Source organism: Acrocarpospora phusangensis (assembly GCF_016862995.1).
In the GTDB taxonomy this organism is placed as follows: domain Bacteria; phylum Actinomycetota; class Actinomycetes; order Streptosporangiales; family Streptosporangiaceae; genus Acrocarpospora; species Acrocarpospora phusangensis.
The window spans coordinates 1-8,970 of record NZ_BOOA01000152.1; the positions used below are offsets into that span (position 1 = coordinate 1).

Here is an 8,970-nt window from a genome sequence, read left to right on the forward strand (position 1 = left end):
GGTGCCCTCCGCCCGGCTCTCGTCCACGTTGTCGGTGACGCCGAGGATCCCGTGGGGCTCCTGGTCGGACAGCGCCGCGATGCGGTCGAGCATCTCCTGGCCGAGGCCCCGGATGAACGACACCATCGCCGGGTTCATCCCCTCGTGCACGAGCGGCACGCGGGCCTTCATGCCGACCACGCGGAACTCCTCTTTCTCTACAAGCCGGTATCGCATGCTGGTGCTCCCTTCGACGATGAGGCGGAAGGACATGCGGGGCTGCGAGCTCAGGACCGCGCCGGTCCTGCGGGCCTCGCCGGGGCCGACGCCGTGCATGGCGCGGAACGCCCGGGCGAACGCCTCGCCGGAGCCGTACCCGTAGCGGACCGCGATGTCCAGGAGGGTACGGTCCGAGGACAGCACCTCGGCGGCGGCGAGAGTGAGACGCCGGCGCCGGACGTACTCCGACAGCGGGATGCCCGCGAGCGCGGAGAACATCCGCCGGAAGTGGTACTCCGACGTCACCGCGATCCTGGCCAGCTCGGCCGGGTCGATCGTCTCGCCGAGACGGTCCTCGATGTAGTCCATGGCCTGGTTCAGCCGGTCCAGCACGTCCTGGCCTCCTTCCTTGTGGTCACCACGCTAGGAGGACACACCATGCCAGACCCGACATTGTGTGCCCGCTCCGGTCGGGACCCCGGGCACGATGGTAAAAGAGCAGGTCAAGAGCCGGGTAAGGACGCTCTTCCGGTGCTCTGCTGAAGGCATGGAGGGTGGATACCGGGTCCGGGTGGCGCGGCGGGGCGGGCCGGACTGGCGCGAGGCCGAGGTCTGTCATCTGCTCATCTCGGTGGGGCAGCCGTACCACGAGGGGGCCAAGCTGGTGGCCGTCGTGGACTGGGTGAACGAGCGGTTCAGGAGATGCCACGTCACGGTGGCGGACACGCTGTACCGGCACAATCTGGGCGCGCTCACGGGCGCCCGGCCGGAGTTCGCGCACGACGTGACCGCGCGGCGCGGGCGCGAGTGGGTGGCCAGGAACCGCGGCATCCTGGCCCGGCTGGCGATGCCGGTCGCGCTGCACCGCTGGGACGAGTGGCTGGCCCATCCGGGGTATCCGGCGGCGCGGTCGGCGGTGGACGGCTTCATGGCGGCGGAGCCGCGCTTCGCGGCGCTGGTGGACGAGCACGTCGGCGAGGTGCTCACCCGGGTGCGGGCGAGGGGCACCCCGCTCACCCCGGCCTGCCCGGCCGGGTTCCGCGAGTTCCTCGTCGAGGAACTGGCGTGCATGGAGCTGTTCACGGGCGTGGTCCAGGGCGCGGAGGCCTATCCCGGTTCGCTCGGCCGGGCCATGGAGGGCTGCCGCACGTTGCCGGGAGCGCCGCCGGGGCTGGTGTCCCGCCGGGTGGCCCAGCTCGACTTCCGCCGCCGCCGCGGGGAGGGAAAGTTTCAGGGCCCGTGACCGCTCTCCGCTGCCCGGGGCGTCACGGCCGTCCCGGGCGTTGACGGGCCTGGTGGGATCGTGCCAATAGTGTGCCGTCCGGTCCAGGGATGAAGGGGTCCGCGATGGCGAGGATGGCGAGGATGGCGGTTGTGCTGGCGTGCGTGCTCGCCGGTTCGGTCCTGTCGGCGCCCGCCGGCGCGACGCCGGTGTTCAGCTGCGACTATCGGGTCCGGTCCTGGCCGACCGGGTTCAGCGCCGAGCTGAGCATCACCAACCACGGGCCGGCCATCTCCTCCTGGCAGGCCGGCTGGACGTTCCGTACCGCCACCGAGCTGGCGGGCTCCTGGCAGGCGAAGGTGAGCCAGCGCACGCCGTACGACATGAGCGCCGTCAACATGACCTGGAACGGCTTCATCGGCAGCGGGCAGATGCGCACCTTCGGGTGGACCGCGTTCGCGGTGAGCACCGAGGTGCCCGACGACATCACCGTCAACGGCATCCCCTGCTGATCCCCGGGGTCACTCGCCGAGGCGGGCCCGTACGCGTTCGGCCTCCGGCACGCCCAGCCGCAGGTAGATGTCCGCCGCCGTGCGCCAGTTCTCCCGCGCCTGCCCGGTACGGCCGTCCGCGTCCAGCACGCAGGCGATGCCGTCGAGCGCCCGCGCCCGCTCGTACTGGTCGCCGGTCTCCCCGGTCAGCGCGTGCGCGGCCCGGTGGCGGGCCAGGGCGGAATCGGGCTGGCCCATGGCGCGCAGGGTCTCGCCGAGGCCGTTGAGGGTCTCGGTCTCCAGGCTGCGGTCGCCCGTCTCGCGGCTGGCGGCCAGGGCGCGGCGCAGGTGGTCGAGGGCCTCCGGGTGGCGGGAGAGCCGCAGGTAGACCGTGCCCAGGGCGGCGAGCGCGCTCGCCTCGCCGCCGGGGTCGCCGGCCGCGCGGCAGTCTGCGAGCGCCTGGGTGAGGTGGACGAGGGCGTCGGTGTGGTGGCCGAGCGTGCTCCGGAGCGCGCCGAGGTTGCCCAGGGCGTACCCGCGCAGGCGCAGGTCGCCGACCTCGGCGAACATTTCGGCCGCGGCCAGCTGGTGCCGCGCCGCCTCCTCGAAGCGGCCGAGCCGCCGGCACAGCGCGCCGAGGTTGACCAGCTGCGTGCCGGTGCCGTGCGGGTTCCCGGTGCGGCGGCAGAGCTCCAGCGCCTCCCGCAGACAGTCCAGCGCCTTGGGCAGGTCGCCGAGGCGTTCGTGGACGACGCCGAGCCGCCCGAGCGCCCTGGCCTCGCCGTCGGGGTCCGCGGCCTCCCTGGCCGCCGCGAGGGACTGCGCGTACCGCGTCTCGGCCTGCCGGAAGTCGCCCAGCCACCAGTGCACGCCGGCCAGGCTGGCCAGCGCGCTCGCCCGGCCCTCACCCGCGGCGAGCGCGGCCCGCGCGGCGGACGCGTGCACGGCGAGCGCCTCCTGGTAGTGGCAGCCGACCTCGAAATGCCGCCACAGCGCCCGCGACAGGTCGACGCAGTGGCCCGGCCAGCCGTGCCCGGCCGCGTACCCGGCGACGGCCACCAGGTTCGCCCGCTCCCGGTCGAGCCAGCCGCCGAGCTCCTCCGCCGGAGGCGACGGCGACCCCGGCGGCTCCACCGCCGGCCGCTCCCGCTCGTACGGGAACAGCGTGGCGGCGGCGGACGCCGACGCGTGCCGGTAGTAGTCGAACAGCCGCGTGAGCGCCGCGTGCGCGTCCGTGGCGTTCTCGACGGCGAACGCCCGGAGCAGGTCGTGCATGGTGTGACGGCCGGGACCCGCCCGCTCCAGCAGGTGACCCCGGGCCAGCTCCTCGATCAGCTGGCCGGCCTCCGCCAGCCCGGTCCCGGCCAGCGCGGCCGCCGCGTACGCGTCGAGGTCCCGCCCCGGATGCAGCCCCAGCAGGTCGAACAGCCTCGCGGCCCCCGCGCTGAGCCGCCTGTACGACCACGAGAACACCGCCCGGACAGCTGTCCGGGGATCTCCGGCCGCCTCCAGCAGGTCCAGCCGCCGCCGCTCGTCCCGCAGCCCGGCGACCAGCTCCGACAGCGCCGCCTCCGGCTGGGCGACGGCGAGTTCGGCGGCGATGCGCAGCGCCAGCGGCAGCCGCCCGCAGCTCTCCGCGAGCGCCGCCGCGTCCCCCGGCGAGCGCTCCGCCCGCGCCCCGACGAGGGCCCGGAGCAGGGCGGCGGCCTCGGCCGGGCTGAGCATGTCCAGCGCGATCCGGCCGGCCCCCTCCCGGGCGACCAGCCCGGCCAGGTCGTCGCGGCTGGTCACCACCGTGAAACAGGACGGGCTGCCCGGCAGCAGCGGCCGTACGTGGTCGGCGCCGGAGGCGTTGTCCAGCACGACGAGCAGGCGCCGCCCGGCGACGACGGTCCGGTAGAGCGCCGCGCGTTCGGGCAGCCCGTCGGGGATGGCGGGCGGGTCCACGCCCAGGCTGCGCAGGAACCCCGCCAGCGCGTCGGCGGCGGCCACGGGACGTTCGGGGTCGTAGCCGCGCAGGTCCAGGTAGAGCTGCCCGTCGGGGAAACGGCCGGCGGTCCGGTGGCCCCAGTGCACCGCCAGGGCGGTCTTGCCGACCCCGGCGGTCCCCGCCACGGCGGAGATCACCGCGGTGCGCCCGCCGGCCAGCAGATCGTCCAGCTGGGCCAGCTGGGCGGCGCGGCCGGTGAAGCCGTACACGTCGAGGGGGAGCTGGCGCGGGACCGGGCGCGGCGCGGGCAGCGCCCGGCGGCGGGCCTCCTCGACCTGGTCGCGGGCGGTCGCGAGGGCGCCCTGCTCGGCGGGGGTCGCGCCGAGCAGGGCGATGAGCACGTCGAAGCGGTCGGTGGGCGGCAGGACCCGGCCGGACAGGTACTCGCCGATGATCCCGTGCGACCAGCCGGTGGCCGCCGCCAGTTCGCGGTAGGTCAGCTCCGGCCGCCCCCGCCGCCGCGCATGCCGGCGCCGCAGGCCGCGCAGCACCCGCGCGAGGTCCGCCAGGGTCCGGACCTCCGCCAGCCGCCAAGCCGATGCGCCGTCGATGGGTGAAGGAAACCACGCGGCGGGATCACGCGCGACCGGCGGCCGCGCACGATCCGGGTCTCACACCGTGCAGGGCACGCCGTTGAGGGTGAAGCCGCTGGGGGGTGTGCCGCCGGTGCCCTGGAACCCGGGGCTGGTCCGGAAGCCCGGCGCCATCACCGTGTTCCAGGGCGCCGGCGTGATGGTCCCGGTCGTGCCACTGCGGGTCAGCACCCCGTTGAAGGCGGTGGACACCGACGCCGTCAGGGGCAGGGTGAACTGGATCGTCCAGCCGCTGGTGGGCGCGGCCGTGGTGTTGGTGATCGTGGCCACCACCGTGAAGCCCGAGCCGAACGAGATGACCTGCACCTGGCAGGTCGGCAGCGCGGTGAGCGCCAGCGTGGTGAAGGTGACCGGGTCGGAGCGCACGGAGTTGTTCCCGGCCGCGTCGAAGGCGATGACGGCGTAGGTGTAGGCGGTGCTGGGCGAAAGACCGTTGACGGTCTGGAAGGTGCCGCTCGCCGGGACCGTCCGGACCGTCGTCCACGAGCCGCCCGCGAACTGCTGCAGATGGTAGCCGGTGACCTGCACGTTGTCGGTGGCGGACAGCCAGTTCAGGTTCGCCACCGTCGTGGTGACGCTGCTGGCCCCGGGCGTCGGCGGCTTCGACGGCGGCACCGTGTCCGTCCCCGCCCGTACGGGCGAGGCCAGAAGCGCCACCGGCAGCAGCGCGGCGAGAATCACGGCGAGAACTCGTTTCATGGATCGTGAACCTTTCAGCCGGCATCGGCCGCGCCGGAAGGACGCGCCCGCCGCAATGATCGGCGAACAGGGCTCGTACACCCCCCGATCCTGGACACGGTTGGACAGCCGCTACGGCTGGTGCAACCGCCGCGACAGACCCGTGTTGCGCCGCCCGCCGAGCCGCCGCACGGCCAGCTGGAGCGCGTCCCGCTGGCCGACCAGGACCACCCACGAGCGGGCCCGGGTGATCAGCGTGTACAGCAGGCGGCGGCGCAGCATCACGCCGCCCGCCTCGTTGACCAGCGGGGCGACCACGAACGGGTACTCGCTGCCCTGGGCGCGGTGCACGCTGATCGCGTAGCAGTGGGTGAGGTCGTCCAGCTCGTCGAAGCCGTACTCGACCGGGCGGCCGTCGTCGGTGGTGAGGCGGATGAGGCGGTCCTGCGGCAGGACGGCGGTGACCGTGGCCGTCTCCCCGTTGAAGACGTTCTTGTCGTAGTTGTTGCGGATCGGCATGACCCGGTCGCCGGGGCGGAACACCGACGAGCCCGACCAGTGCTCGGGCAGCTTGTCCCGGGCCGGATTGAGGCGGTCCTGGATGGCCCGGCCGATCTCGGACGTTCCCGTGGTGCCCCGGCGCATCGGGCAGAGCACCTGGACCTGGCCGGGCGGGATGTTCTGTTTGCGGGGGATCGCCACCGTGGCCAGGTGGATCACCCGCTCGGCCACCTCCGCCGGGTCGTCCACCTCCTCGAACCAGAAGCCGCCGCGGCCCGGCAGCACGGGCAGCTCGCCCGCGCGGACCCGGTGCGCCGCCTGGACGATCCCGCTGTCGCCGGCCTGGCGGAAGACGTGGGTGAGCCGCACCCGCGGGATCTCCGCCACGTCCAGCAGGTCGGCCAGCACGCTGCCGGGGCCGATGCTGGGCAGCTGGTCGCTGTCCCCGACCAGCAGCAGATGGCTGCCGGACGGGATCGCCGCCACCAGCCTGGTCGCCAGGTGCAGGTCCAGCATGGACGCCTCGTCCACCACGATCAGGTCGGCCCGCACGGGCGTGTCGGAGAACAGCGAGCTCTCGTCGGGGGTGTGCGCCAGCATGCGGTGCACGGTCATCGCGGGCAGGCCGGTCAGCTCCGACAGCCGCTTGGCGGCCTTGCCCGTCGGCGCGGCCAGCGTGACCGTGCCGCCCATCGCGCGGACGGCCGCCGCGATCGCGCGCACGGTGTGGCTCTTGCCGCAGCCGGGCCCGCCGGTGAGGATGCTGACCGTGCAGGTCAGGGCCAGCGTCATGGCGGCGCGCTGGTCGTCGTGGAGCCGGGCGTCCTCCTCGTACGCGCGCAGCGGCAGCGTGGACCCGGCCCGCAGCAGCCGGGTCAGCTGCGCGGCCAGGGACACCTCCCGGCTGTGCTGCTCCTTCGGGTAGACGACCGTCTGGCCGGAGAGCGCCTCGACGACCACCCGGCGCTCGGCGGCCAGCGCGTCCAGCGACCGGCGGATGAGCGCGCGGTCCTGGTCGATCAGCTCGGCCGTCTCGGCCAGCAGCGCCGTCAGCGGCAGGAAGCAGTGCCCGGCGCGCACCCCCGCCGACTCCAGCCGGTCCAGGATCGCCGCCTCGATCCGCTGCGGGCTCCGCTCGGGCACCCCGGAACGGAGCGCGATCCGGTCGGCGATACCGAACGCGATCCCCCGGACCCGCCCGATCAGCCGGTACGGATCGGTGGCCAGCACCTCGCCCGCCTGCTCGCCGAACGCCTGGTAGATCTTGGCGGCGAGCAGCGGGCTGAGGCCGAAGCCCTGCAGGACCAGCATCAGCGCGGCGACGGACTGCTGCTCCTGCCAGGCCTGGACGATCTGCGCCTGCCGGCCGGGACCGATCTGGATGACCTCGCGGAGCCGGTCCGGCTCCTTGTCGATGACCTCCAGTGTGTGCTCGCCGAACCGGCCGACGATGGCGTGGGCCAGCCGGGGGCCGATGCCGCGGATCAGGCCGGAGCCCAGGTAGGCGCGGATGGCGGGGACCGTGGAGGGCGTGACGCGTTCGCAGGCCGTGGCGGTGAACCGGCGGCCGTGCCGGGGGTGCTCGCCCCACTCGCCGGTCAGCCGGAGCGTCTCGCCCGGCTGCACGCCCGCGAGGGCGCGCCCGGCCGCGACGAAGCCGGGCCCGCCCTCGGCGGTCATCCGGGCGACGGTGAACTCGTCCTCCCGGACGAACACCAGTCGCTCGACCGAAGCCTCCACGGCGATCCCATCACCAGGCGCGGGCCCGGCCGCCCGCCGCTCGACGACCTAGGTTACGGAACGCCGCCGACAATCCAGAAACACCCGCGATCAGGTGGCGACCAGGTCGAACTGCTCCCACCCGCCGATCGCCGCCCGGTTGGCAATGAGCGCCTGCGCGCCGGCGGCCTCGGCGCAGACGTACTGGTTGTTGGCCTGGGCGCGCAGGCTGAGCGAGCCGTTGGGGTTGGTGACCAGCGCGAACGTCTCCCAGGGGCCGACCGAGGCCCGGTTGGCGATGAGCGGCTGGGCGCCGGCGGCCTCGGCGCAGACGTACTGGTTGTTGGAGCGGGCGCGCAGGGCGATGGCGCCGTTGCCGAGGTTGACGCGTTCGAACTGCTGGGCGGTGCCGGCGGAGGTGGCGTTCGCGATGAGCGCCGCGCCGTTCGCGGCCGTGACGAACCGGTTGTTGACGCGGGCGCGCAGGGCGACGTACGAGGTGGGGGGTGTGCCGGCGACCGGGGGAGTGGGCCGGACCGGGGTGAGGGCGATCTGGCCCTTCAGCATGCGGCCGCCGTCGCCGGTCAGGCGCAGGTAGTAGTCGGAGGAGCAGAAGGTGCCGTCCTCGTCCAGGGCGAGCAGGCCGGAATTGGCGGGCACGGTGGCGAGGGTCTCCGCCGTCTTGGCGATCTGGTTGCCCTCGTTGAACTCGTCGAACATCGAGATGTAGATGCCCTGGCAGCCCGCCCTGATGACGTTGTAGAACTGCCGCCACATGAAGTCGCCGTGCCTGCGGTGGCGGCGGGTGACCTCGCCGGGCATCACGCACGGCTGGTAGTCGATGCCGCGGGCGTTGCATTCGGCCTGGTCGGGCACGGTCAGGTTGGTGTAGAAGTTGTCGGCGTCCTGGAGGGTGCTGATCCGGCCCACCATCCACGGCGAGATCATGTGGAACGCCCGGTAGACGTCGATGAAGCCGGGCCGCGAGTCGTTGATGCCCTGCCGCCAGTACGTGGGCACGCCGCCCATCACGTAGCAGCCCTGCGCCTTGAACCAGTTGATCACGTCGAGGCAGGGGCCGGGGGCGAAGGGCCGCCCGGGGTCGTTGAAGCCGAAGCCCCAGATGCCGACGACGGGCTTGCCGTTCTGCCTGGCGTACATGGGGGAGGCGACGTGGGCGGACATCTTGTTCAGCCAGTCGGCCTTGATCTCGGCCTGCATGTTGGTCCAGCTGGTGACGTCGTACATGACGTACCACTTGCGGCCGTTGGCCTCGGCGGCACTGCGCACCTTGACGGTCATCGCGTCCCGTGTGGGGCCTTCGCCCCCGTTGGGGTTGAAGCGCTGCAACGCGGCCGTGTCGATGTTGTTCTCCCGCATCCAGCGGAAGTGCGTGTCCACCACCTGCTGGTCCCAGCTGGAGAACAGCGTGGCGGGCTGCCCGTTGCCCAGGTTCGAGTACGCGGTGACGTACGTCCTGGTGAACTCCCGCATGTCCGGCCAGGCCACGATCGTGTTGTTGCCCGGGGACGGCGCCACCTGGTTGTTGGCGCCGCTCCAGTGCCACCAGGCGTTGAT

At 73.4% G+C, this 8,970-nt stretch carries 7 protein-coding genes; 2 read left to right on the plus strand and 5 right to left on the minus strand.

Features of this window, described 5'->3' with window-relative positions; translation table 11 throughout:
• Nucleotides 1-591 (minus strand): AraC family transcriptional regulator (locus Aph01nite_RS40070; RefSeq protein ID WP_204046321.1); only part of this gene is annotated, 591 nt, incomplete at its 3' end.
• Nucleotides 592-745: 154 nt separating this feature from the next.
• Here Aph01nite_RS40070 and Aph01nite_RS40075 point away from each other — a divergent pair.
• Nucleotides 746-1,441: a tRNA-dependent cyclodipeptide synthase gene (locus Aph01nite_RS40075; protein ID WP_204046322.1), complete on the plus strand. Its 696-nt coding sequence runs from the start codon at nucleotides 746-748 to the stop codon at nucleotides 1,439-1,441.
• Between the two features lie 122 nt (nucleotides 1,442-1,563).
• Nucleotides 1,564-1,932: a cellulose binding domain-containing protein gene (locus Aph01nite_RS40080; protein ID WP_204046323.1), complete on the plus strand. Its 369-nt coding sequence runs from the start codon at nucleotides 1,564-1,566 to the stop codon at nucleotides 1,930-1,932.
• Nucleotides 1,933-1,941: 9 nt separating this feature from the next.
• On the opposite strand, the gene Aph01nite_RS40085 is transcribed toward Aph01nite_RS40080, so the two are convergent.
• From Aph01nite_RS40085 to Aph01nite_RS40100, 4 genes are all read right to left on the minus strand, one after another.
• Nucleotides 1,942-4,392 carry an ATP-binding protein gene (locus tag Aph01nite_RS40085; RefSeq protein ID WP_204046324.1) on the minus strand — a complete coding sequence of 817 codons (2,451 nt, stop codon included), beginning with the start codon at nucleotides 4,390-4,392 and terminating at the stop codon, nucleotides 1,942-1,944.
• A gap of 120 nt (nucleotides 4,393-4,512) precedes the next feature.
• Complete coding sequence (locus Aph01nite_RS40090) at nucleotides 4,513-5,193, minus strand: cellulose binding domain-containing protein (RefSeq protein ID WP_204046325.1); 681 nt, start codon at nucleotides 5,191-5,193, stop codon at nucleotides 4,513-4,515.
• 111 nt (nucleotides 5,194-5,304) lie between these two features.
• The gene (gene recD2 / locus Aph01nite_RS40095) at nucleotides 5,305-7,413 is read right to left on the minus strand and encodes an SF1B family DNA helicase RecD2 (protein ID WP_239162340.1); all 2,109 of its coding nucleotides are present in this window, start codon (nucleotides 7,411-7,413) and stop codon (nucleotides 5,305-5,307) included.
• A gap of 90 nt (nucleotides 7,414-7,503) precedes the next feature.
• Nucleotides 7,504-8,970 (minus strand): hypothetical protein (locus Aph01nite_RS40100; RefSeq protein ID WP_204046326.1); only part of this gene is annotated, 1,467 nt, incomplete at its 5' end.